Raw genomic sequence first — 22,883 nt, forward strand, 5'->3', positions numbered from 1 at the left:
ATAAGCGCTGGTCATGACGCCTCCTTCTGAGGGCGGCCTGGACGGCGTACCGAAGTGCGAGTTTCGCGTTCCCGAGCACGTCATTCGCGGTCCTGAACACGTAACTCGCCATCCGGACCCTGGGGCCCAACCCGTGAACCCGCGCCGACGCGAACGGGCCACTCACCGCGAGTCTCGTCCCCAGGAACGCGAATGACGCGCTCCGGACCACCCGATCGCACCCCCGCGCCCCCGGACTTTGCCGGGGCACTGACGTACGACGTGGCGAAGGTGGCCTTCCCGAGCTTCCGGCCGTACACTCGCCGTCTTCGCGTTCAGGTGCTCCGCGGGCCGGTGCCCGCCCACATCGGCAACCAGCGCTGGGCGGGCCAACAGGGGTTCGACGACGTCGGCACGGCGCATCGCCGAGGCGCCGAGCACATCGAGCGGCCGGTGGCGTGATGCGAGTACCTCGGTGTCGGCAACCTCACCATCGGCTACGGGAGCAGGGGGGAACTGGTCGACGCCGTCCGCGACCTGCTTCTGGAACAGGGCGCGGCCGGATGGTCCCTGGCCGAGATCGCCGAGTCGGTCACGCCCGACGCCATCGTGGCCATCTCTGCGCCAGTTTAATAAACGAATGTTCCTTTACAAACTCTCTGGGGGTACGTACCGTCGGCGACGTGCCACGACCGAGGACGACCAGCGACGAGGCGATTCTGCACGCCGCGGGGCGGACGATCGCCGAACACGGCCCCGCCGGCCTGACTCTGGCGGCCGTCGCGCGCGAGGCAGGCCTCTCGCCGCCGACGCTGGTCCAGCGCTTCGGCTCCAAGCGCGGCCTACTGCTGGCGGTGGCCGAACGGGCCACTCGGTACACCGGTGAGCTGTTCGACCGGGTCCGCGGCGAACACCCTTCGCCACTGACCGCACTGCACGCGGCGCTCGGCGAGCTGGCCGACGTCGTCGAAGCACCTCACCACCTCGCCAACAGCCTCGCCTTCCTGCAGCTCGACCTGACCGACCCCGACTTCCGCGCACACGCCGCCGCCCAGGCGGACCGGATGCGCGCGGAGATCACGGCGTTGCTCACCGAGGCGGTCCGCGTGGGCGAGCTGACCGGCGACCCGGCGCGAATGGCCCGTTCGGTCCACATCGCCTACAACGGCGTCGTGATCGTGTGGGCACTGCACGGCGACGGCCCGCTCGCCGACGCCCTCCGCGACGAAATCGACCAGCTCCTGACCGATCGGAGTCCCACATGACGTTCACCGCCGCGGCATTCATCGCCACCAGCCTCGACGGCTTCATCGCCCGCCCGGACGGCGACCTCGAATGGCTCACCAGTCGCAATGAACAGGCAGGCGACATGGGGTACGAGAAGTTCACCGCGGGCATCGACACGGTCGTCCTCGGCAGGGCCAGCTACGAGGCGGTCCTCGGCTTCGGGACCGACGTCTGGCCCTACGCGGGCAAGCACGTCGCCGTTCTGAGTACCCGGTTGGCCACCGACGCCGACCCGCGCATTTCCGTCCACCGCGATCTCGACGAACTCGTCGCGCACCTGACCGATCGCGGCGCGAAACACGTGTACGCCGACGGCGGCCAGGTTGTCCAAAGCTTCCTGCGGGCGGGCTTGCTGACCGAGCTGACCATCACCACCGCGCCCGTGCTGCTGGGCGCCGGACTGCCGTTGTTCGGCGAGCTGTCCGCCGACATCGAACTCATCCACGAGTCGACGACCACCTACGACGCCGGTTACGTCCAAACCACCTACACCGTCCGCAAGTGATCGGCGTCGGACAAATTTTTGTATGCGTATGGCTCGAAAATTTTCCTAGCATCGCGTCCGGAATCGACAGTTCTGGAGGATCCGATGATCCCGCAATGGTTCGACGACGCGAAGTTCGGCATGACGGCCTTAACGATGGTGGCTCCGTCCAAACCTGGTCGAGTTGACATTGCTGGGGGCCGGCTCATCGGTGGTCACCTGCGTCGACGCGCGGACTCCCGTGGGTGTCTCGTGTGGGGATGCCGCGTTCGCGCAGCTTGTTGAGCACGGTGGTGTGGTTGACGCCCAGGTGTTCGCCGACTCGTGCCAGGGACCAGCCGAGGTTGTACAGGTGGATGGCGTCGTTGACCTGGTCGTCCGAGAGGCCGCGGCGGCGCATCGGGACGCCGTGCCGATGGAGGATGGTGCTGACCGTTCGCCGTTCGATGTTGAACCGGTCACCGAGTTGGTACACCGTCGCGCCGGACTGGTAGTCGGAGATCAGTTGCTCGACTTGATCGGGGCCCGAGTTGTCGGGCGTGGCCGGGGCAGTCGCGCTTGATCGACGGGGGCTCGGGTGTATCGAGGCTGGGAAGCTTCTCGCGGAGCTCTTCCAGTGCTCTGACCTGGTCTTCTATGTTCGAGTAAGGTCCCCCAACGTCCACGTTCAGCGTGTTCAAGGGGCCCGACTTTGTCGGGCCCCTTTTCCCGTTGTCTTGATTTCTTTACGGGGGCCGAGCCCCCGTAGGCCCCCACGGTGCGGTGGTCACCCTCGGTGTGAGGCTTTCGTTCGTTGTGAGACTTGGGCTCGTTGTGCGGCTTCGGTTCCTTGTGAGGCTTGGGCTTCTTGCTGTTTGTGAGTTGCTGGATGGCATGGAGCTGACTGAACGGTTCCTGGAGATCGTGGTCGGTGACCTCCTCATCCTCGATGTAGATGTTGTGGAAGATCGCCTGGTTGAGCAGGCGCCGCTGCTCGTCGTTGCACCGCCGGTACAACTGTTCGGGCCGTTCGAGCAGCTTCAGGCTCACGTCGATCAGGCGGGCGGCATCGGTCAGGTCGGCGGAGGCGGTGTCGAGGCGCTGGTTGAGGTGCCGTCGCTGGCGTTCGATGTCGCGGAGCTCGGCCTTGACCTTGGTCTGCGGCAATGCACGTTGATCACCCGCCCCTGTTCGCGGACCTTCAACACGAGCGCGTCGGCGGCCACGAACGCATACGGGCCCTGATCGAGGGGGCGGGTGCGGAACGCTTCGACCTGGGCGTCGAGGTCCTGGGCCATCGCCGACACCTGCGATTTCGGCAGACTCGTGACTCCGAGAGACTCGACGAGTTTCTCCATCCGCCGTGTCGACACGCCCAGCAGTATCACCTTCCGCTTCTACGGAGCGGAGGAGGGCCCCGGGGCCGTGACCGCGGCGACGCTGCGTGCATTGCTGTCACGCCTGTCCCGGCGCCGCATCGAGGCGATGTGCACGGTCGCGGCTGCGGCGAGCGGCACGAGGGCGACAGCGGGAAGCAGGTACGGGCCCACAGCGGGAAGCAGGGTGCTGCCGGTGAGGCCGCCCAGGCTCATGCCCAGGTAGACGGAGGTGGTGTTGAGCGGGATCAGCAGGCTGCTTCGTTCGGCGAACAGGTCGATGATGCGTACTTGTTGCGGGGCGATGAAGACCGGGTTGAACAGTCCCCAGAGTGCGAACAGCGCGATGCCGAAGGCCGGTTGGGCGGGCAGCAGGGCGGCGCCGGTGAAGGCGAGTGCCACTCCGGCGATTCCGCCTGCGAGAGCCCAGTCCCCGCCGAACCGGGTGTACGCGCGGGCGCCGAGGCTATTGCCACACAGTGCCACGGCCCCGAAGGCCACCAGGATGCCCAAGACCGCGGTGTCCGAGGCCCCGAAGCGTTGGGGTAGGTAGACGGTCACGGTGCCGTAGACGACGTGCTGGGCGAGCAGGGCCAGGAAGGTGGTCCACAGGATCGGCTGTGCGCCCGGGGCGCGCACGACGGCGCCGAAGTCGCGCATGCGCAGGACGGTTCTGGGCGGCAGCGGTGGGAGCAGGGTTACGGTCGCGACCAAACCGATGAGGATCAGTGCTGCGAGCGCGGCGAGGGCCCATCGCCATCCGATGAGCGCGCCGGCTGCCGAGGCAAGTGGTGCGCCGAGAACCATGGCGGTGATCGCGCCGCTGCCCACGAGCGACAGCATCCGGGCGCGTTGTTCCGGCGGGGCGATCATGGCGGCGGCGACCGACGCGGTGGGCGCGAATACTGCGGCACCGGCGCCCTGGATCGCGCGGGCGATGACCATCGGCGGCAGTTGCGGGGCCATCGCGCTGCCCAGGCCACCGAGCACCATCAGTGCCAGTCCGATGAGCAGGACCTTCTTCCGGTCTACGCGTTGGAGCACCACGGCGGCGACTGGAGCCCCCAGGGCGAAGACAAGGGTGTAGACGGTGCTCAGTGTTCCGGCCGCGCCAGAGTCGGCGCCGAGGCCGTCGGTGACGAGTGGGCCAAGTCCGACAATCGCGAGCGCCGCGGCCACCATGGCGAAGTAGGCGATGGCCAGGGCGAGGAGGGCCGGCATCGGTGAACGTCCAGGGGGCATGGACTCCCTCTTTCAATACGGTACGGTTCGTATTGTATATAGAGGATCTCGCCGGTCCGTACGGGAGGTGGAGGCCCTGCCCCCGCCCCGCACGCCCTACCGTCCACTGATGGGAGTCAGCCAGCACCATGTCCGACACCTACTACGACCTCGGCGCATACCGCCGCACCGTCACCACTTCTTCGCCGCAGGCCCAGCTGTGGTTCGACCGTGGCCTGCTGTGGGCGTACTGCTTCAACTTCGAGGAGGCCGTCCGCTGCTTCGAGAGGGCCGTCGCCGAGGATCCCGAATGCGCGATGGCCCACTGGGGGATCGCCTTCGCCAAGGGCCCCAACTACAACAAAGCGTGGCGCTTCTTCGACGCCGACGACCTGAAGGCGTCCGTCGAGTACGCCAATGTCTCGCTCGCACGGGCGCGCGCCGCCGCCACCTCGTGCACGCCCTTCGAGCGGGGGCTCATCACGGCCCTGGCCGCCCGCTTCCCCGAGCAGGGCGTCCCGGAGGGGCCGGAGGAGTTCGACGCCTTCAACCGTGCGTACGCGGAAGCCATGCGTGAGGTCTACCGAGCACACCCCGATGACCTGGACGCGGCCGCCATCTTCGCCGACGCATTGCTGTGCGTGAGCCCGCGAGCCCTGTGGGACCTGGACAGCGGCGAGCCGGTCGGCTACGGCACCGTCGAGGCCCGCGAGGTCATCGAGTCCGCCTTCCTGCTGCCCGGCGGCGACCGGCACCTGGTCCTCAACCACCTCTACATCCACCTGATGGAGATGTCCCCTTTCCCCGAGGTGGCCCTGCCGGCGGCCGACCGACTGCGCGGCCTCGCCCCCGACGGCGGACACATGGCGCACATGTCCACGCACATCGATGCCGCGTGCGGCGACTGGCGCAACGTGGTGGAGTCCAACACCGTCGCGGTCGCCGCCGACAACCGCTACTTCGCGCGGGAGGGGCAGCAGCACTGGTATTCCCTGTACCGCGCCCACAATCTCTGCGTCCTGGCGTACGGAGCCATGATGTCCGGTCAATCCCGCAAGGCTCTTGCTGCCGCCCGTGACATCGACGCGTTCGTCACGCCGGAGCTGCTGCAGATCACCAGCCCGCCCATGGCCGACCTCATCGAGAGTTATCGCACCACCCTGCCGCATGTACTGATCCGCTTCGGCCGCTGGGAAGAGATCCTCGAACTCGAACTCCCGGAAGACCAGGAGCTGTTCTGCTCGACCACCGCGATGATCCACTACGCGCGTGGCATCGCCTTCTCCGCACTCGGCCGCATCGCCGAGGCCGAGGCGGCCCGCGACGCGTTCGCCGCTGCCCGAGCCACCGTGCCCGAGTCCCGGTGGAACGCCGTGCCGGCAAAGGAGGTGGACGTCCTCAAGGTCGCCGTCGGCATGCTGGAGGGCGAACTGGAGTACCGCAAGGGCAACTTCGACAAGGCTTTCGCCGCCCTGGCGCACGCCATTGAAATGGAGGAGGCGCTCCCGTACACCGACCCGCCGGCCTGGCTCCAGCCGGTCCGTCACGCCTACGCCGCACTCTCGATGGAGCAGGGCCGTATCGAGGAGGCCGCCGCGGTGTACCGGGCCGACCTCTACCTCGACCGCAGTCTCGCCCGCCGCCGCACGCACCCCAACAACGTCTGGAGTCTGCACGGACTCCACGAGTGCCTCACCCTCCTCGGGCGGAACGAAGAGGCCGAGCAGATCGCCCTCGCCCGCGATATCGCCGTCGCCACTGCCGACATCCCCATCGCGGCCTCCTGCTTCTGCCGTCTGAGTGCCTTCGAGAGCGACGGCGAGGCGTCCAACTGTTGCGCCGAACCGCAGCCCGGCACCGCGGCCGAGTCCGCCTGCGCCTGCTGCTCCGAGCAGTGAGCTGAATCCGTACGGACCGTCCGCAGGTATCCCGCTCGGCGGGGCACCTGCGGATGCGTTGAAATAGGTAGCGATGCGGCCCCTGAAGTAAGGTTCACCCTGTGCAAGGAAGACCTCGCGACCCTGCCCTCGACGCGGCGATTCACCAGGCGGCCCTCGACCTAGTCGCCGAACGGGGCTACGGGCGAATGACGATGGAAGGGGTCGCGGCCCGCAGTGGAGTCTCCAAGCAGGCTCTCTACCGCCGCTACTCCGCAAAGGGCGACCTGCTGCTGGCAGCTCTCGATTCCGTGGGGCGTGAGGTCTTTCCCGTTCCGGACACCGGCAGTCTCCGAGAGGACCTGCTGCGCATGGTGACGGCGGCCTTCGCTCTCCACCGCGACAGCAACAGCGCCTTCAGCCAGGCCGTCGCCGCCGAGGCCGCCCAAGGCTCGGACTTCGCCCGGAAGGCGGTCGATTCCGTCATCAACCCGCGCCGGGAGCTCTTCCGCGAGGTCATTACCCGTGCCCGGGAGCGCGGAGAAGTCACCTTCGCCGACGACGACGTACTGATCGACCTCATCTACGGGCCCATGTGGTACGCCCTGCTCTTCGATTTCGACCGGCTCACCGAGAGCTATGCGGCATCCATCACCGACGCGGTGGTTGCGGCGGGCCAGCCGGCCTGAATGACGCGCATCTGAGGGTTCGGTGCCGCCTGTATCCGCAGGTGGCACCGAACCCTCAGGTATGAACGGTCGGTTGGGGCGGCGCGGCCAGGTCCGACAGCTTTCGCCGCAGCGTCTCCAGTGTGCTGACCTGGTGAGGTTTGGGTTCTTTGTGCGGGTTGGGCATGGCTTGGCTTGGGCCTCGGGTTCGCCTTGTTCCTGGTCTTCTGGTGACGTGGTTGTGACTTGGTGGGGATGGTGCGGGGACACCTGGGGGTGAGGGTGGTGGCGTGGTGATGAATGCTGCTGCTCCGGTGCCCCCGAACACGCGTCCCGGGCTCGGCGCAGGTCCTCGGTTCCCCGGCGTCCTGGGATGTCTGGTCGCGCTCGGGTTGAGCTTCGGGTTCTTCGTGTGGACTCCTGTGGGGCAGCGGGTCGACGGGTATTGGTTGGGTTCGCTGGCGGAGCCCGGGAGTTTTGCTCGGGAGCTGCTGGGGTTCTCCGGGGATCCGGTGGTGTTGGGCGCGCTGCTGGTGGGGGTCGTGCTGGTGGCGGTGGTGCGGGGGCGGTTCCGGGACGCGTTGTCGGCCGCCGGCGTCGTCGTCGGGACGGTGGTCGCCGCCCGGTTGCTCAAGGTGCTGCTGCCGCGGCCGGAGTTCGACCTGGTCGGTGCCACCGCGCACAACAGCTTCCCCAGCGGGCACGTCGCCGCCGTCGCGGGACTGGTGGTCGCCCTGCTGCTCGTGGTGCCCCGCGGTGCGCGCTGGTGGTGCGTCGCGCCGGGGGTGGTCGCGGTGGTCCTGGTGGCCGCGTCGACCGTGCTCGCCGGGTGGCACCGGCCCAGCGACGCGCTCGGTGCCGTGCTGGTGGCCGGGGCGGTGGGCCGTCTCGCGGCCGGTGCCCGGAGCCCGCTGTGATACTCGGCGGCATGTCGCGGATCCTGCTGATCGAAGACGACCCGGCGGTGCGGGAGGGGCTCGAACTCGCCCTCACCCGGCAGGGCCACGCGGTGTGCGCGGTGGAGTCCGGCGAGCGCGGTCTGGAGCGGCTGCGCGTCGATCCGCCCGATGCCGTGGTGCTCGACCTCATGCTGCCCGGGTTGGACGGTTTCGAGGTGTGCCGGCGGATCCGCGCGAGCGGCGAGCTGCCGATCATCATGCTGACCGCCCGGGGTGACGACTTCGACGTGGTGGCGGGGCTCGAAGCGGGCGCCGACGACTACGTGGTCAAGCCGGTGCGGCCCCGGGTGCTGGAGGCCCGCGTCCGCGCGGTGCTGCGGCGGACCCGGCGGGAGCAGGCCGAGCAGGAGCGGCACGGCGACCTCGCCATCGACCGGGCCGGGCTGGTGGTCACCAAGCGCGGGGTGCCGATCGGGCTGCCGCCGACCGAACTGCGCCTGCTGCTGGAGCTCTCCGGTGCGCCGGGGCGGGTGCACAGCCGCCAGCAGCTCCTGGAATCGGTGTGGGACTACGCCTACCTCGGCGATTCGCGCCTGGTGGACGCGTGCGTGCAGCGGTTGCGGGCGAAGATCGAGGACGAGCCGGCGAGCCCGGTGTACGTGCAGACGGTGCGCGGTTTCGGTTACCGCTTCGGTCCGTGCTGACGCGGCTCGGCGAGCGGCTGGGCCTGCGCGCCCGGCTGTCCCTCGCGTTCGCGGTGCTGTGCCTGGTGACCACCACGGCCGTCGCCGGGGGGATGTACGCGCAGGCCCGCACGGCGATCCTGCAACGCGCGCAGGACGCCGCGGTGCGGGAGGTGACCGACCAGCTGGTCGGCCTGTACCCGCTGCGCGACCGCGAACCGGGGCCCGCCGAGCTCGACGAGATCGCCGCCGCCACCACCGACCGCGACGGCACGGCGGTGGCGGTGCGCGGCGCCGTGCGCTCGTCCGGTGGGCTGGCACCCGAGGTGGTCCCGCCGGAGCTGCGCGCGGCGGTGCGCGACGGCGACCTCGCGTGGCAGCGCCAGGTGCGCGGCGGCCGTCCCGTGCTGCTGATCGGGGTGCCGCTGCTGGTCGTCGGACCGGACGGTGCGCCCCGGCCGTCCGGCATCGAGGTGTACGCGTCGCGGAGCCTGCTGGCCGAGCAGGAGAGCATCACCCGGCTCGCGGTCACCGCCTGGGGCGTCGGCGGCGGTGCCCTGGTGTTCGCGCTGCTGCTGGCCTGGCTGGCCGCGCGCGGCGTGCTGCGCCCGGCCCGGGAGCTCGGCCGGGCGGCGCAGCGGCTCGGCGAGGGCGACCTGCGGACCCGGATCCAGGTGCGCGGCTCCGACGAGCTGGCCGAGGTGGCGCGGACCTTCAACACCACCGCCGTCGAGCTGGAGCGGCACGTCGACCAGCTCCGCGCGATGGAGGCCGACGCCCGCCGGTTCGCGGCCGACGTGTCCCACGAGCTGCGCACGCCGCTGGCGGCGCTGACCGCCGTCGCCGACGTGCTCGACGAGGAGGCGCCGCACCTGCCCGCGCAGACCGGCCAGGCCGCCCGGCTGGTCAGCCGGGAGACCCACCACCTGACCCGGCTGGTGGAGGACCTGCTGGAGATCAGCCGGTTCGACTCGGGGGCGGCGGCGCTCGCGCTGGACGAGGTCGACGTGCCCGCGCTGGTCCGCACCACCTTGCGCTCCCGGGGCTGGGCGGAGCAGGTCGACGCCGAGCTCCCGCCCGGGGTGACGGCCCGGCTCGATCCGCGCCGCGTCGACGTCGTGGTGGCGAACCTGGTGGGCAACGCGCTGCGGCACGGCGAGCCCCCGGTGCTGGTGCGGCTGCTGGACGACGACCCGGACTGGCTCGTGCTGGAGGTCCGCGACCACGGGCCGGGCATCGACCCGGCCGTGCTGCCGCACGTGTTCGACCGCTTCTACAAGGCCGACGCGGCCAGGGCGCGGTCCGGCGGCAGCGGTCTCGGCCTGGCCATCGCGCGGGAGAACGCCCGGCTGCACCGGGACGGCGAGCGGGCAGGCACCCTGGTCGCCGGCGGCGGTCCGGACGGGGCCGCGTTCACGTTGCGCCTGCCCCGGCGCGCCCGGTGCGAGGAGGACGGATGAGGTGGTCCGCGCTGGTCTGCGCGTTCGGGCTCGTGCTGCTCGCGGGGTGTGGTGTGCAGCCCAGCGGCGTCATCCGGGGCGCGTCCCCACCGAGCGGGCCGGTCGAGCCCAGCACCGCGACGACGCTGCACTTCGTCTCGGACGGCCGGCTCGTCGCGGTCCGGCGGCCGGGTCCGCCGCTCGCGCGGGCCGACGTCCTGGCGCTGCTCGCGGCGGGCCCGACGGAGCAGGAGCGGGCCCGCGGCCTCGGCAGCGAGGTCCCGCCCGAGGCCGCCCCGTTCTCGGCGACCCCGCGCTCGTCCGGTCGCATGCTGGTGACCACCGCCGTGCCCACCGCCCGGTTGTCCGGCACGGCCGTCGAGCAGATCGCGTGCACCGCGGCGGCCACCGACCCCGGCGGCACCACGCGGGTCGAGCTGCTGGGCGCCGGGTCCGCGCGGACGACCGGGCACTGCCCGGGCTGATCCGGCGGCGGTGCCCTCAGTCCGCCCGGTCGGTGGTGCGGGGACGGCCCGGGCCCGGGGGACCGGCGAACGACTGGGCCAGGCGGAGCCAGCGCCGCGCGGTCTCCCCCGCGGCCTCCAGCGCGAGGTCGTCGCGGTGGCGGCGTTGCGTGGTGAGCAGGCAGAAGTCCAGCGCCGGCCCGGTGAGGCGGTCGGTCGCACCGGCCGGCCCCCAAGTCCACAGCTCGCTGTCCGGGGCGGTCAGCTCCACCCGCACCGGTGCTTCGGGGACCGGCAGGCCGTGCAGCTCGAACGCGAAGCCCAGGGTGCGCACGCCCAGGTGGGCGACGTGGCGCAGCCGGGCGGTCGGTTCCCGGTGCACCGCGAGCGCGTCGACGACGTCCTGGCCGTGGGCCCAGGTCTCCATCAGCCGGGCGGTGGCCAGGGACGGGACCTTCATGGGCGGCCCGAACCAGGGAACCCGGGTGTCGGCCGGGGTTGCGGCCAGCAGGTCGTGCAGGGCCCGGCGACCGGTGCGCCACCGCCGCAGGAGTTCCGCGGGGTCCTGCCGGGCGCCCTCGGTCGCGGTGGCGTCGGTGACCCGCACCCCGAGCTGCGCGTCGGCCCGGTTGCGCTCGCGGAACAGCTCGGGGCCGGTGATCGCCTGCCGCGCGCGGTCGTCGGTCCAGGCCAGGTGCGCGATCTGGTGCGCGACCGTCCAGCCGGCCGCGGGGGTCGGTGCCGCCCACCGGTCGGGGGACAGCGGGGCCACGACGGCGTCCAGCTCCGCGCCCTCCGCGCGGAGGGCGTCCAGGATCTCGCCGTACCGGTTCACCGCTGCCGCCGCGACAGCTCGTCGAGGAGCTCGGCGTTGTGCTCGCCGAGCCCGGGAGCGGGACGGGTCGCGGCGGGGGTGAACCCGGCGTAGCGGGCGGGGGTCCGGACGACCGTCTCCGCGCGTTCCCCCTCGGCGACCGTGACCGCGAGCTCGTTCTCGGCGAACAGCGCGGACGAGACGACTTCCGACCAGGACTTGACCTCGCAGCACATCAGCCCGGCGCGTTGCAGGTCCGCCACCCAGTCCGCCGCGTCCCGGGTGGCGAACACGGCGTCGAGCTCGGCGGTCAGCTCCGCGCCGTGCCGCGCCCGCCGCGCCTGGTCCAGGAAACGCGAGTCCGCGGCCAGGTCGGGACGCCCGATGGTCTCGGTGAGCAGCGCCCAGTGCTTCGGGACGTAGGCGGTGAGCACCAGGTACCGGCCGTCGGCGGCCCGGAAGGCGCCGGTGGGCGCGGTGGCGACGCGGGACTTCCCGGGCGCGTCGGCCCGGGCCGGGTCGGTGTTCAGCTGCATGGTCAGGTTGTTCGACTGCAGGCCGCACGCCACGTCGTAGAGCGAGACGCCGATGACGTCGGCGACCCCGTGGCGCTCGCGGTTCAGCAGCGCGGCGAGCACCGCCTGGGCGAGCACGTGACCGCTGGCGGCGTCCACGATCGTCGATCGCACGAACAGCGGCGCCCCGTCCGCGTCCCGGAGCCCGGTCAGCAGCCCCGATTCCGCCTGCGCCATCAGGTCGACGCCCGGCCGCCGGCCCTGCTCGCCCCGACCCCCGTAGGCGGACAGCGAGGCGTAGACGCACCGGGGATTGCGCTGCTGGACGGTGCGGGCGTCCAGGCCCATCCGCGCCATGACACCGGGGCGGAACGACTCCAGGACGACGTCGGCGGTGTCGGCGAGCGCGAGCACCCGCGCCGCGCCCTCCGGGGTGCGCAGGTCCACCTGGAAGGACTTCTTGCCGCGGTTGTTCGGCAGGAAGTAGGGGGCGAGGTGCTCCTGGCCGGGGGTGGTGGCGGTGATCTGGCGGGCGGCCTCGCCGGTCGGCGCCTCGATCTTGATCACTTCGGCGCCGAGGTCGGCCAGCACCTGACCGGCCAGCGGACCGGCGACGTTCTGGGTGAAGTCCAGGACGCGCATGCCGTCCGCGGGACGTGGTGGGGAGCTACCAGCGGGCACGTGATCCTCCTCGATGGCGGGGATTCGCGGTGCGGGACGAAGCGGGTACGTCAGGAGCGGCTCCCGGAGCGAGAAGACCTCTGAGGTTCCGCCACCCGCACCGCCACGCACCCCATCGGCGAAAACCACCCTCAGGCGAGGGCGAAGACCGGGATCGCCTCGCCGCCCTCGGGGCGCTCGAACTCCACGGCGACCTCCCGGCCGCTGCGGACCTCCTCCGGCGCGGCGCGGACGATGCGGGCGTGCAGCCAGGGGCCCTCGGCCAGCTCGACGATGGCGATGACGACCGGGTGCGTGCGGCCCTCGGCGTCGGGTTTGCGGTGCACGGCGGCCCAGGTGGCGATCCGGCCGCGCCCGCTCGCCTCGACCCACTCCAGGTCGGTCGAGCCGTCGGAGCCGGTCTGCGCGGCGGGCGGGAGGTGCTCGCCGGTGCTCGGGCTGCGGCGGATCAGCAGCCTGCCCTCGGCGGTGCCGTCGAAGAACGGGGCCGATTCGGGATCGCGCTGCAACGGGTGGACCGGCATCGGGCCTCCTCGGGATGACCGTCCGGGGCGGATCAGGTCCGCGGTGCGGGGCTGAGGACGAGGGTGGAGTGGTGGTCGAGGACGCCGCCGTTGCCGCTGACCAGGACCAGGTCGTTGCGTTCGACCTGGCGCGGTCCGGCCTGGCCGCGGGCTTGGACGATCGCTTCGGACAGCGGCGTCATGCCCCACATGTAGTAGCCGGAGAGCTGGCCGCCGCCGGTGTTGGTGGGCAGCGCACCGCCGGGGCCGAGCGCGCCGTCGGCCACCAGCGCGCCGCCCTCGCCCTTGGCGCAGAAGCCGTAGTCCTCCAGGGTCACCAGGGTGGTGTAGGTGTAGCAGTCGTAGATCTCCCGGACGCCGATCTGCTCGGGCCGCACCCCGGCCATCCGCATCGCCGCCCTGCCGGACCGGGCGGCACCGGTGACCAGGCCGAAGTCGCTGCCCGCGCGGTCGGTGCGGCCGGGGTGGCCCTGCCCCCACCCGTGCACGTGCACCGCGGGCCGCCGCAGGTCGCGGGCCTTCGGCCCGGCCGTGACGAGGACCGCGACGCCGCCGTTGGAGACCAGGCAGCAGTCCAGCAGGTGCAGCGGTTCCACGATCCACCGGGAGTTCTGGTGGTCGGCCACGGTGATCGGGTCGCGCATCTGGGCCAGCGGGTTCAGCCGCGCCCACTCCCGGGTGCTGACGGCGATCGCCCCGAGCTGCTCGCTGGTGGTTCCGTAGGTGTCCATGTGGCGGCGCGCGGCCAGGGCGTACCCGGCGTTGGGGCCGAGGGCGCCGCCCGCGGCGGCCAGGCCCGCGAAGCCGGGCCGCACCCGCCTGGCCGGGTCGGCGTAGGCGGCGCCGGTGCTGGCCTGCGGTTTCAGCGGGGCGTCGGCGAACACGCACGCCACCGCGGTGGCCATGCCCGCGGCGATGGCCAGCGACGCCTGCGCCACCATCGCGCCCGCCGAGGAGCCGTAGGCCTGGACCTGGGCCGCGAAGCCGAGGTCGCGCAACCCCAGCGCGCGCTGGATCCCCAGGTCGATGCCGCCGCTGATGCCCGGGTTGACCAGCAGCCCGTCGATCTCGGCGACCGGCATCCCGGCGTCGGCGGCGGCCAGCCTGATCGCGTCCACGCCGAACTGCGCCGCGCTGCGGTCGTGGACCTTGCCCATCTCGGTCATGCCGAGTCCGGCGATCGCCACGTCGGGGACGTCCATGTCGCCTCCTGGTGCTCGCAGGTCGCATCCTATTGCGGACGGTTATCGTCGTAAATAGTGCGGTGGTGGAAAGATGTGCGGCATGGCCGAGACCCGACGAGTAGGACGACCGAGGGACCCCGAGCTGGAGCGCCGCGCCCACCTGGCCGCCCGCAGCGTCTACGCCGAGCGCGGCTGGAACGGCTTCACCCTGGACGAGGTCGCCAGGCGCTCCGGGGTCGGCAAGGGGTCGCTGTACCTGCGCTGGCCGTCCAAGGCCGATCTCCTGGTCGAAGCGGTGCGGGCGCGCACCCGGTTCATCGCCGAGATCGACACCGGCGAGCTGCGCTCGGACCTGATCGAGTTCGCGACCCGCTGGATGGCGTACCTGCGGAGCGACGACGGCAAGCTCGTCGGCCGGCTCTCGGTCGACGCCCACCGCGTGCCGCAGCTCAAGGACGTGCTGGCCGGCGACCCCTACCCGGAGCACATCCGGGCCACCCGCGCGATCGTCCGCCGCGGCATCGACCGGGGTGAGCTGCCGCCGGGGACCTCGGTCGCCCTGGTCGCCGACCTCGTCGCGGGCGGGGTCACCAACCACGTCGGCGCGACCCCGCCGCACCTGCGCGAGCAGGCCGGTGCGGAGTCGGCGGAGTACGTGGCCGCGCTGGTCGACGCGGTCGTCGCGGGCGTCCGCGCCACGGCCTGAACGCCGCCCCGCAAGCCGCGGCGGGGCGCTCCCGGGCGGTACCGTGTCGAAGGTTCCCGCTTCTTTCGCGAGGTGATGCGCGGTGAGCAGCGCAGCGCTGTGGTCCTTCGTCGTCGTGGCGTTCTTCGGCGTGGTCACGCCGGGCCTGGACACCATGCTGGTCCTCCGGCACTCGCTGCTGGGCGGGCGCGGGCGGGGGTTCGCCGCCGCGGTCGGCATCGCCCTCGGCTGCCTGGCCTGGGGGACCGCGAGCGTGGTGGGGCTGACCGCCCTGCTCACCGCGTCCGAGATCGCCTACGACGTGGTGCGGGTGCTCGGCGCGGCCTACCTGATCTGGCTGGGCGGCTCCGCGCTCTGGAAGTCGTTGCCGCGCAACCGGGTCGACAGCGATCCGGAGGCCGTCGTGGTCGCCGGCGGACGGCTCGCCGCGCTGCGGTCGGGGCTGGTCACCAACCTGCTCAACCCCAAGGTCGGCGTGTTCTACATGAGCCTGCTGCCGCAGTTCATCCCGGCGCAGTCGCAGTCCGCGGCCTGGGGCGCGGTGCTGGTGGCCATCCACCTGACCTTCACCCTGGTGTGGTTGCCCGGCCTGGTGTGGGCGGCCGGTCGGGCCCGGACGTTCTTCCTGCGGCAGCGGGTGCGCCGCTGGATGGACCGGATCACGGCGGGCGTCCTGCTGGGCCTCGGCGTCAAGATGGCCGTGGGGTGACGGCGCCCGCTACAGCCAGTCGTGCTCGCGCGCGTACCGCGCGGCGGCGTGCCGGGTCCGGGTCTGGGTCTTCTGCATCGCGTTGGAGAGGTAGTTGCGCACGGTGCCCTGCGCCAGGTGGAGCTGGGCGGCTATGTCGGCGACCGAGTACCCCTCGCCGGTCACCCGCAGCACGTCGAGCTCGCGGTCGGTGAGCGGGCAGTCGTCGACCACGGCGAGCGCGGAGACGTCCGGATCGACCCAGCGCCTGCCCCCGTGCAGCGCCGCGATGACCGACGAGATGTGCTCCGGCTCCGCCGATTTGCTGACGAAGCCCTGGACGCCGAGCTTCAGCGCCTTGCGCAGCACCCCGGGCCGGGCGTGCCGGGTCAGCATGAGGACCACCTGGTCCGGCCGCGCGCGCCGGATCTCCGCGACGGCGCCGAGCCCGTCCACGCCGGGCATCTCCAGGTCGATGACGAGCACGTCGGGCTCGTGCTCCAGCGTGGCCCGCACGGCCGCTTCGCCGTCCCCGGCTTCGGCGAGCACGGTGATCTCGCCTTCGAGGGGCAGCAGCGACGCCAGCGCCTTGCGGAGGAGGGCTTCGTCGTCGGCGAGCACCACGGTGGTCATCGGTCGTCCTCCCGAACCGGTCCGGACCCGGGGAACCGCGCGGCCGTCAGGAAACGTCCGCCCTCCCGCGCCACGGTCAGCTCCCCGCCGCCGTCGGCCACCCGCCGTCGCAGGGTGGCGAGCCCGCTGAGCTCGGGGAGCGGGTCGCTCGGCACGCCGTCGTTGGCGATGGCGATACCGGCCGCGGAGAGGGTGATCCGCACCTCCTCGGCCCGGGCGTGCCGCAGGATGTTGGTCGTCGTCTCCCGGAGGACCTGGCCGAGCAGCTCGCCCGCGCGGGGATCGACCTCGGCTTCGCGGTCGACGCGCACCCGGATCCCCGCGGCCTCGAAGAGGTTCTTCGCGTTCTCCAGCTCGGCGGCCAGGTTGAGCCGCCGCTGCGCGTAGGCGAGTTCCTTGGTCTGCGCGATGGTGTCGGAGACGAGGGCGTGCACCTCGCGCAGTTCCTCCGCCGCCCGATCGACGTCGCCGCGCACGAGCTTCTGGGCCAGCGCGACCTTCAGCTTCACCACGTGCAGCGTGTGGCCCTGGATGTCGTGCAGCTCGCTGGCGAAGCGGATCCGCTCGCGGGCGACGGCCAGTTCCGCCTCGCGCTCCCGGGCCTCCTCCAGGTCCGCGACCACGTCGTAGAACCGCTGGTTGGGGAACATCAGCCCGGTCACCACCACGGTGACCGCCGTGGGGACGAGGACGTAGGCGAGGAGCACGCCGCGGACGTCGCCCTGCTCGATCAGGAGCCGGACCGCCCCCACCCCGGCGACGAAGGCGCACAGCCCCAGGGCCGCCGCGCCGCGGTGGCGCGGCAGCCGGGGGACGACGAGCGGGCCCACGAACGAGATGCCGTAGAACGCCGTGTGGCTGCCCACCAGCATCCCGACGACCCACACCGCCGCCGCGACGACCAGGCAGGGGAGCGCGACGCGGGCGAGCTCGCCCGCCGCCCACCGCACGAAGGCCACCACCGGCATCGCCGCGCCCAGCGCCAGGAGCACGGCCTCCCACCAGGAGCGGGCGTCGACCGCCAGCAGCACCACCCCGGTGACGGCCAGCGTCGGGAGCAGCATGGTGAGGTTGAGGTGGCGCAGCCGTCCCCGCGTCGCAGGATGGTGCGCGGTGTCCATGTGCGGCGCTCCGAGGGGTCGAGCAGCGGGTTCGGCGCCCAGTATCCGGCCCGCCGCCCGGGGCCACCAGTGACACCACGTCACGGGTCCACCCCGCGCGACGTCATGGGGAAGTGGTGACGTCGCCGCACTGCCGGACGAGCGCGTCGGCGGCTGTCATGGACGCATGACCACAGCACCAGTCGTCGACGTCGAAGACCTCAACGTCGCGTACGGCGACTTCCACGCCGTGCGGGACCTGTCCTTGCAGGTGCGCCGCGGGGAGCTCTACGCCCTGCTCGGCACGAACGGGGCGGGCAAGACCTCGACCCTGGAGGTCGTCGAAGGCCACCGCGCCGCCACCTCGGGTTCGGTCCGGGTCTTCGGCGGCGACCCGCGCGACCGCCGCGCCGTGCGGCCCCGGATGGGCGTCATGCTGCAGGAGAGCGGGTTCTCCCCGGACCTGGCGGTGGGTGAGACCGTCCGGCTGATCGGCGGGCTCACCCGGCGCGTGGACGAGGTCGGGCGCGTGCTCGACATCGTCGGCCTCACCCGCAAGGCCCGGACCAAGGTGTCCCAGCTCTCCGGCGGCGAGAAGCGACGCCTGGACTTCGCCACCGCCGTGTACGGGACGCCGGAGCTGATCGTCCTGGACGAGCCCACCACCGGGTTGGACGTCCAGTCCCGGGACGACTTGTGGGCCGCCGTGGACCGGTTGCGCGAGGACGGCTCGACCGTCGTGCTCACCACGCACTACCTGGAGGAGGCCCAGCAGCGCGCCGACCGCATCGGGCTCATGCACGAGGGCGCCCTCCACCGGGAAGGCACCGTCGGCGAGCTGACGCGCACCCTGCCCGCCACCATCCGCTGCACCCTCCCGCCCGCCGCCCCGCCGCTGCCGCTGCCCGCCGACCGCGGGCGGGACGGGGCGGTGCTGGTCGAGACCTTCCGCCTGCCGCAGGACCTGCACACCCTCCTGGACTGGTCGCGGGAGCACGCCGTGGAACTGCGGGACCTGGAAGCCGGACCGACCCGGCTCGACGACGTCTTCCGCGCCGTCGGCACCTCCTGAAAGGACCTCCGCCATGCTCTCGATCGCGCGCAGCGAACTCGTCCAGCTCTCCCGGAACCGGCTGGTGCTGCTCACCAGCCTCGTCATGCCCGTGGCGGTCAGCGCCTTCTTCGTCCAGCAGCACGAGGTGTTCACGGCCCTGGGCAGCCTCGGGTACATCGCGGCGGTGGTGGTGTTCACGGTGGGCGCCTTCGGGCTCTACACCACCGCGGTGACCACGCTGGCCGCGCGCCGCCAGAACCTCTTCCTCAAGCGGCTGCGCTCGACCGCGGCGGGTGACGCGGGCATCCTGTCCGGGCTGCTGCTGCCGATCACCGCCATCACGCTGGTCCAGCTCGTGCTGATCCTGGCCGTGCTGGCCGCGGTGGCCGGCGAGCCCGCCGACGTCCTGCTGCTGGCGGTGGCGGTCCTCGCGGCGCTGATCATGCTGCTCGGCCTGGGCCTGGCCACCGCGGGGCTGACGAACTCGCCCGAGCACGCCCAGGTGACCACGCTGCCGGTCAGCCTCGGCACCATCGCCGTGGCCAGTTGGGTGGGGCTCACCGGCACCGAGGAGTTCACCCTGCTCAAGCGGCTGCTGCCCGGCGGCTCGGCCACCGAACTCGTCGTCGACGCCTGGAACGGCGGCGCCGCCGACTCGCTCGTCCTGCTGGTGCCCACCGCGAGCTGGGCCGTGGTCGCCGTCGCGCTGGCGTTCCGGCTGTTCCGCTGGGAGCCGCGCCGATGACCGCGAACGGCTGCTCGCGCCGATCCCGAGGAGGAATCCGAATGCGCACCTTCCTGACCGCCCTCGCCGCCGCGGTGGTGGCTTCGTCGGTCCCGGTGGGGGTGGCGGGCGCGGCGGACACCCTGGAGTGGGGCCCGTGCCCGGCGGGCGTCGGCACCGGTCTGGAGTGCGCGACGCTCGACGTCCCGCTGGACTACCGCGATCCCGACGGGCGCACGATCGAGCTCGCGATCTCCCGCCTGGCCAGCGCGAACCCGGAGCAGCGCCGGGGCGTGCTGCTGACCAACTCCGGCGGGCCGGGCGGGCCGGGGCTGGGTTTCCCGGCCGCCCTCCGGGACATGGGGCTGCCGCGCGGCGTGCTGGACAGCTACGACGTGATCGGGATGGACCCGCGCGGTGTCGGCCGCAGCACGCCGGTGACCTGCGACCTCCCACCGGAGTACCGGAGCAACATCCCACCGCACGCGCTCGACGCGGCCGACGTCGCCGAGCGGGCCGGGGAGGTCGCCGGGATCGCCGAGCGGTGCGGCTCGTCGCGGACCGCGGCGCTGCTGCCGCACATCACCACCGCCAACACCGCGCGCGACCTGGACCGGGTGCGGGCGGCGCTGGGCGAATCGGAGGTGTCCTACTTCGCCCCGTCCTACGGCACCTACCTCGGTGCGGTGTACACGACGCTGTTCCCGCACCGCAGCGATCGGTTCCTGCTCGACAGCGCCACCGGCCCCGGCGGTTGGGACGCCACCATGTCGCGGTCGTTCGGCCGGGGCTTCGAGGACCGCTTCCCGGACTTCGCGGAGTTCGCCGCCGCGCACCCGGACTACGGCCTCGGCGAGACGCCGGAGCAGGTGCGGGCGACGTACTTCGAGCTCGCCGCGCGGCTGGACGCGCGACCGAGCCCGGGAGGCATCGACGGCGAGCAGTTCCGGCAGCTCACCTTCGGCAACCTGTACTACGACGCGGCGTTCCCGAACCTCGCCGCGACCTGGCAGGCGCTCGACACCGGCGCTCCGCCGCCGGAGACCATGCCGAGCCCGGAGAACTACCTCGCCAGCCAGCTCCACGTGATCTGCAACGACTCCGACTGGCCGGAGTCGGTCCGCACCTACCAGCGCAACGTGGCGAGCGACCGGGTCGAGCACCCGATGTTCGGCGCGGCGGCGGCCAACATCACGCCCTGCGCGTTCTGGCCGTCCGAGCCGACCGAGCCGCCGGTGGAGATTACCGACCGGGGACCGTCGAACGTGCTCCTCCTGCAGAACCTCCGCGACCCGGCGACGCCGCTGGCCGGCGCGCAGCGGATGCGGCAGGCCCTCGGCGACCGGGCCCGGATGGTCACCGCCGACCAGGGCGGCATCCCGCCTACCGGTACTTCGACAACCCGTGCGTGGACGAGGTCGTGACCCGCTTCCTGGTCGACGGGCAGCGTCCGGAGCACGACCTGGCCTGCGGCTCCGGACCGGCCTGACGCACCGCCGTGACGCCGGACGGGTGACCTCTCGCCAGGTGAGGGGCACCTTCATCCGACATAGCCGGATGAAGGTGCCCCTCACTCACCAGCCTTCCGGGTGAGGCTCACCCGTTCGGGAGCTGAGTGAGGGGCACCCTTGCCCAAGTAACTTGGACAAGGGTGCCCCTCACCTGGTGTTCTACCGGGTGAACGGGTGGCGGGTGCGCGGCCCGGTCGGTGCGGTCACCGAGCAGCTCGCCCACGAACCCCGATCCGGAGATCGCCGCGCCGTGGGCGGTCTCGCCCGGCGCGATCTGCTTTCGGGGGCACTCGGCCGCGCAGGCGCGGACGCGTGCGACCGGGCCTCGGGCATCCTGGACCGATGAACCACGAGGCGACGACGAGCGGCACCGCGGTCCTCGCGGGCTGCGGTGACCTGGGTGGCCGGGTGGGCGTGCGGCTCGCCGCGAGCGGCTACCGGGTCCTCGGTCTCCGGCGGCGGCCGGACCGGATTCCGGCGCCGATCGAGGGGCGCGCGGTCGACCTCGGCCGCGAGGTGCCCCGGCTGCCCGCGGACACCGGTGTCCTCGTGGTGGCGCTGACCCCGGGCGAGCGCACCGAACAGGGCTACCGGGACACCTTCGTCGCGGGCCTGCGGAACCTGCTGGACGCCGTCGACGGGCTCCCGGCGCCGCCGCGCACCCTGTTCGTGTCCTCCACCGCCGTGCACGGCACCGCCGACGGGAGCTGGATCGACGAGCGCACCCCGGCCGACCCGCCGACCGCCACGGCGGCGGTGCTGCGCGAAGCCGAGGAGCTGCTGCACGAGCGGCTGCCGACCGCGAGCGCGGTGCGGTTGGGCGGGCTCTACGGAGCGGGGCGCGGCCCGCTGCTCACCTCGGTCGCCGAGCGCACCGCGACCCTCCCGCGCACCCCGGTGTTCATCAACCGCATCCACCGCGACGACGCGGCCGCCGCCCTCGCGCACCTGAGCACCCGCGCCACCCCTCCCGCCCCGCTCTACCTGGGCGTCGACGACGAACCGTGCGAACGAGGCGAGGTGCTCCGCTTCCTCGCCGACGAGCTCGGCGTCGAGCACCCACCCGTCGCCGACGACGAGCAACCACGCGGCCAGGGCAAGCGCTGCCGAAACGACCGCCTACGCGAAACCGGCTTCGAGTTCCAATATCCCACCTACAGGGAGGGCTACCGAGCAGTCCTGAGTTGAAGGTGCCGTGGTCTTTTTGGCGCGCGGTGCGGGTGGTTCCGCCACCCGCACCGCCACGCAACAGGACCACAGCACTTCAAACTGACGTGACATGGATCCGGGCCCAGGCGTTGTTGGCGTACCCCTTGGGATTCCACAGGTGCGCGGCGTGCTCGGGCTGGGCGGCGGCGGTGCTGTCCCACGCGCGGGCGGTGAGGGTGACCGGCCCCGGCGGCAGGTCCAGCGAGGTGCGCCAGAGCCGCCACGTCCACGGGCCGGGCGGGCCGTCCAGCTCGGCCTGGGTCCAGGTGCGCCCGCCGTCCGCCGACACGTCGACGCGGGCGACCTCCCGGTCGTCACCGGCCAAGGCGTACCCGCGCACGGTCGCGGGTCCGGCGCGCAGCCGGGCGCCGTCGTCGGGCAGCAGGATGTCGGAGTTCAGGGCGAGCGGCCCGAGCGAGATCCCGTCGCCGGGTCCGGCCGCGGCGGGGTCGGCCTCCGGTGGCAGCAGCCGGTAGGACGTGGCCTGGAAGAAGTTGTCCGACGGGTGGTCCTGCACGGTGATCCGGTCGAGCCACTTGACGCTGCGGGCGCCGATGTAGCCGGGCACCACCGCGCGCACCGGGGCGCCGTGCACGGCGGGCAGCGGCTCGTCGTTCATCGCCCAGGCCAGCAGGACCTCGCCGCCGCGCGCCTTGGCCGCGGGGATGGAGCCGCCGAACCGCTGCGGGGGCGAGGCGATGCGGGACACGTCGGGGGCCTCGAAGGCGACGTGCCCGGCGTCCGGGTCGGCCCCGGCGGCGGCCAGGACGTCGGCCAGCCGCACCCCGGTCCAGCTCGCCGTGGCGGTGGCGCCCGGACCCCACGGGGCTTCGCCGGGGATGTCGCGCACCTGCGCCAGCCCGGCCCGGCGGTTGCCCGCGCACTGGAGGGTCGCGACGAGCTCGTGGGCGGTGAACCGGCCGCGCAGCTCCGCCAGGGACAGCTCCAGCGGTCGGGCGACGCGCCCGCCCACCCGGAGCCGCCAGCCCGCCGGGTCGATCCCGGGCACCGGGCCGTGGTTGCGGACGTACCAGGTGTCCAGCGGGGTGCGGTGCGCCGCCGCCAGCGCCGCGCGGGGCGGCTCGGCGTTGAACGGTTCCCGCTCGTGCACGATCACGTCCGCCCGCTTGCCCCACGCCACGGCGGCACCTCCTCCGGTTCGGCCTCCCCGCAGTGTGGTCGCC

General features: G+C 72.5%; 24 protein-coding genes and 1 pseudogene. 14 read left to right on the forward strand and 11 right to left on the reverse strand.

Annotated features, from left to right (window positions below; genetic code table 11):
- The first annotated feature begins 662 nt into the window (after nucleotides 1-662).
- Both ABD976_RS01310 and ABD976_RS01315 read left to right on the forward strand, forming a co-directional pair.
- Nucleotides 663-1,244 carry a TetR/AcrR family transcriptional regulator gene (locus tag ABD976_RS01310; RefSeq protein ID WP_179773548.1) on the forward strand — a complete coding sequence of 194 codons (582 nt, stop codon included), beginning with the start codon at nucleotides 663-665 and terminating at the stop codon, nucleotides 1,242-1,244.
- A complete protein-coding gene (locus tag ABD976_RS01315; protein WP_345355752.1) occupies nucleotides 1,241-1,771 on the forward strand; it encodes a dihydrofolate reductase family protein in 531 nt (176 codons plus the stop codon). The genes ABD976_RS01310 and ABD976_RS01315 overlap by 4 nt, the downstream gene beginning before the upstream one ends.
- Before the next feature lie 184 nt (nucleotides 1,772-1,955).
- On the opposite strand, the gene ABD976_RS29560 is transcribed toward ABD976_RS01315, so the two are convergent.
- From ABD976_RS29560 to ABD976_RS01335, 4 genes and pseudogenes are all read right to left on the reverse strand, one after another.
- Nucleotides 1,956-2,150, reverse strand: a complete 195-nt coding sequence (locus ABD976_RS29560) for a helix-turn-helix domain-containing protein (protein WP_246338559.1) — start codon at nucleotides 2,148-2,150, stop codon at nucleotides 1,956-1,958.
- 101 nt (nucleotides 2,151-2,251) lie between these two features.
- Nucleotides 2,252-2,896, reverse strand: coding sequence for a hypothetical protein (locus ABD976_RS29565; protein ID WP_369774548.1), 645 nt, complete (start codon nucleotides 2,894-2,896; stop codon nucleotides 2,252-2,254).
- Nucleotides 2,896-3,111: pseudogene (locus tag ABD976_RS01330) on the reverse strand (transposase); the annotation flags it as partial. The gene ABD976_RS29565 and the pseudogene ABD976_RS01330, both read right to left, overlap by 1 nt.
- 15 nt (nucleotides 3,112-3,126) lie before the next feature.
- A complete protein-coding gene (locus tag ABD976_RS01335) occupies nucleotides 3,127-4,326 on the reverse strand; it encodes an MFS transporter (RefSeq protein ID WP_345355755.1) in 1,200 nt (399 codons plus the stop codon).
- Nucleotides 4,327-4,475: 149 nt separating this feature from the next.
- On the opposite strand from ABD976_RS01335, the gene ABD976_RS01340 reads away from it, so the two are divergent.
- From ABD976_RS01340 to ABD976_RS01365, 6 genes are all read left to right on the forward strand, one after another.
- On the forward strand, nucleotides 4,476-6,224 hold the full coding sequence (locus ABD976_RS01340; RefSeq protein WP_345355758.1) for a tetratricopeptide repeat protein: 1,749 nt from the start codon (nucleotides 4,476-4,478) through the stop codon (nucleotides 6,222-6,224).
- Nucleotides 6,225-6,325: 101 nt separating this feature from the next.
- A complete protein-coding gene (locus ABD976_RS01345; protein ID WP_345355761.1) occupies nucleotides 6,326-6,892 on the forward strand; it encodes a TetR/AcrR family transcriptional regulator in 567 nt (188 codons plus the stop codon).
- A gap of 275 nt (nucleotides 6,893-7,167) precedes the next feature.
- The gene (locus ABD976_RS01350; RefSeq protein WP_345355764.1) at nucleotides 7,168-7,788 is read left to right on the forward strand and encodes a phosphatase PAP2 family protein; all 621 of its coding nucleotides are present in this window, start codon (nucleotides 7,168-7,170) and stop codon (nucleotides 7,786-7,788) included.
- 11 nt (nucleotides 7,789-7,799) lie between these two features.
- On the forward strand, nucleotides 7,800-8,474 hold the full coding sequence (locus ABD976_RS01355; RefSeq protein ID WP_345355767.1) for a response regulator: 675 nt from the start codon (nucleotides 7,800-7,802) through the stop codon (nucleotides 8,472-8,474).
- Nucleotides 8,468-9,913 carry an ATP-binding protein gene (locus tag ABD976_RS01360; protein WP_345355770.1) on the forward strand — a complete coding sequence of 482 codons (1,446 nt, stop codon included), beginning with the start codon at nucleotides 8,468-8,470 and terminating at the stop codon, nucleotides 9,911-9,913. Before ABD976_RS01355 ends, ABD976_RS01360 begins: the two co-directional genes overlap by 7 nt.
- The gene (locus tag ABD976_RS01365) at nucleotides 9,910-10,377 is read left to right on the forward strand and encodes a hypothetical protein (protein WP_345355773.1); all 468 of its coding nucleotides are present in this window, start codon (nucleotides 9,910-9,912) and stop codon (nucleotides 10,375-10,377) included. Before ABD976_RS01360 ends, ABD976_RS01365 begins: the two co-directional genes overlap by 4 nt.
- A gap of 16 nt (nucleotides 10,378-10,393) precedes the next feature.
- On the opposite strand, the gene ABD976_RS01370 is transcribed toward ABD976_RS01365, so the two are convergent.
- The 4 genes from ABD976_RS01370 to ABD976_RS01385 all read right to left on the reverse strand — a co-directional run bounded on the left by ABD976_RS01370 (nucleotide 10,394) and on the right by ABD976_RS01385 (nucleotide 14,092).
- The gene (locus ABD976_RS01370; RefSeq protein ID WP_345355776.1) at nucleotides 10,394-11,191 is read right to left on the reverse strand and encodes a TIGR03084 family metal-binding protein; all 798 of its coding nucleotides are present in this window, start codon (nucleotides 11,189-11,191) and stop codon (nucleotides 10,394-10,396) included.
- A complete protein-coding gene (locus ABD976_RS01375) occupies nucleotides 11,188-12,366 on the reverse strand; it encodes a CaiB/BaiF CoA transferase family protein (RefSeq protein WP_345355779.1) in 1,179 nt (392 codons plus the stop codon). Before ABD976_RS01375 ends, ABD976_RS01370 begins: the two co-directional genes overlap by 4 nt.
- A 131-nt stretch (nucleotides 12,367-12,497) precedes the next feature.
- Nucleotides 12,498-12,890 (reverse strand): Zn-ribbon domain-containing OB-fold protein, encoded by a 393-nt coding sequence (locus tag ABD976_RS01380; RefSeq protein ID WP_345355782.1) that lies wholly within the window; start codon nucleotides 12,888-12,890, stop codon nucleotides 12,498-12,500.
- Between the two features lie 32 nt (nucleotides 12,891-12,922).
- A complete protein-coding gene (locus tag ABD976_RS01385; RefSeq protein ID WP_345355785.1) occupies nucleotides 12,923-14,092 on the reverse strand; it encodes a thiolase family protein in 1,170 nt (389 codons plus the stop codon).
- 82 nt (nucleotides 14,093-14,174) lie between these two features.
- Here ABD976_RS01385 and ABD976_RS01390 point away from each other — a divergent pair, with 82 nt between their 5' ends.
- Together ABD976_RS01390 and ABD976_RS01395 are read left to right on the forward strand one after the other, a co-directional pair.
- Nucleotides 14,175-14,780: a TetR/AcrR family transcriptional regulator gene (locus ABD976_RS01390; RefSeq protein WP_345355788.1), complete on the forward strand. Its 606-nt coding sequence runs from the start codon at nucleotides 14,175-14,177 to the stop codon at nucleotides 14,778-14,780.
- A gap of 82 nt (nucleotides 14,781-14,862) precedes the next feature.
- Entirely contained in the window at nucleotides 14,863-15,489 is a 627-nt protein-coding gene (locus ABD976_RS01395; protein WP_345355791.1) for a LysE family translocator, read from the forward strand.
- A gap of 9 nt (nucleotides 15,490-15,498) precedes the next feature.
- Here the strand turns inward: ABD976_RS01395 and ABD976_RS01400 are convergent, their stop codons facing one another.
- Both ABD976_RS01400 and ABD976_RS01405 read right to left on the reverse strand, forming a co-directional pair.
- A complete protein-coding gene (locus tag ABD976_RS01400) occupies nucleotides 15,499-16,101 on the reverse strand; it encodes a response regulator transcription factor (RefSeq protein WP_345355794.1) in 603 nt (200 codons plus the stop codon).
- Nucleotides 16,098-17,222, reverse strand: coding sequence for a sensor histidine kinase (locus ABD976_RS01405; RefSeq protein WP_345355797.1), 1,125 nt, complete (start codon nucleotides 17,220-17,222; stop codon nucleotides 16,098-16,100). Before ABD976_RS01405 ends, ABD976_RS01400 begins: the two co-directional genes overlap by 4 nt.
- A gap of 166 nt (nucleotides 17,223-17,388) precedes the next feature.
- Here ABD976_RS01405 and ABD976_RS01410 point away from each other — a divergent pair, with 166 nt between their 5' ends.
- The 4 genes from ABD976_RS01410 to ABD976_RS01425 all read left to right on the forward strand — a co-directional run bounded on the left by ABD976_RS01410 (nucleotide 17,389) and on the right by ABD976_RS01425 (nucleotide 21,678).
- The gene (locus ABD976_RS01410; protein ID WP_345355800.1) at nucleotides 17,389-18,273 is read left to right on the forward strand and encodes an ABC transporter ATP-binding protein; all 885 of its coding nucleotides are present in this window, start codon (nucleotides 17,389-17,391) and stop codon (nucleotides 18,271-18,273) included.
- A 13-nt stretch (nucleotides 18,274-18,286) separates the two neighbouring features.
- Nucleotides 18,287-19,000 carry an ABC transporter permease gene (locus tag ABD976_RS01415; RefSeq protein ID WP_345355803.1) on the forward strand — a complete coding sequence of 238 codons (714 nt, stop codon included), beginning with the start codon at nucleotides 18,287-18,289 and terminating at the stop codon, nucleotides 18,998-19,000.
- A gap of 41 nt (nucleotides 19,001-19,041) precedes the next feature.
- Complete coding sequence (locus ABD976_RS01420) at nucleotides 19,042-20,403, forward strand: alpha/beta hydrolase (protein WP_369774546.1); 1,362 nt, start codon at nucleotides 19,042-19,044, stop codon at nucleotides 20,401-20,403.
- Nucleotides 20,404-20,832: 429 nt separating this feature from the next.
- On the forward strand, nucleotides 20,833-21,678 hold the full coding sequence (locus tag ABD976_RS01425; RefSeq protein ID WP_345355806.1) for a Rossmann-fold NAD(P)-binding domain-containing protein: 846 nt from the start codon (nucleotides 20,833-20,835) through the stop codon (nucleotides 21,676-21,678).
- 76 nt (nucleotides 21,679-21,754) lie between these two features.
- Here the strand turns inward: ABD976_RS01425 and ABD976_RS01430 are convergent, their stop codons facing one another.
- Complete coding sequence (locus tag ABD976_RS01430; protein WP_345355809.1) at nucleotides 21,755-22,840, reverse strand: sulfite oxidase; 1,086 nt, start codon at nucleotides 22,838-22,840, stop codon at nucleotides 21,755-21,757.
- Nucleotides 22,841-22,883: the final 43 nt, after the last annotated feature.

Source organism: Saccharopolyspora cebuensis, assembly GCF_039542665.1.
Lineage (GTDB): Bacteria > Actinomycetota > Actinomycetes > Mycobacteriales > Pseudonocardiaceae > Saccharopolyspora > Saccharopolyspora cebuensis.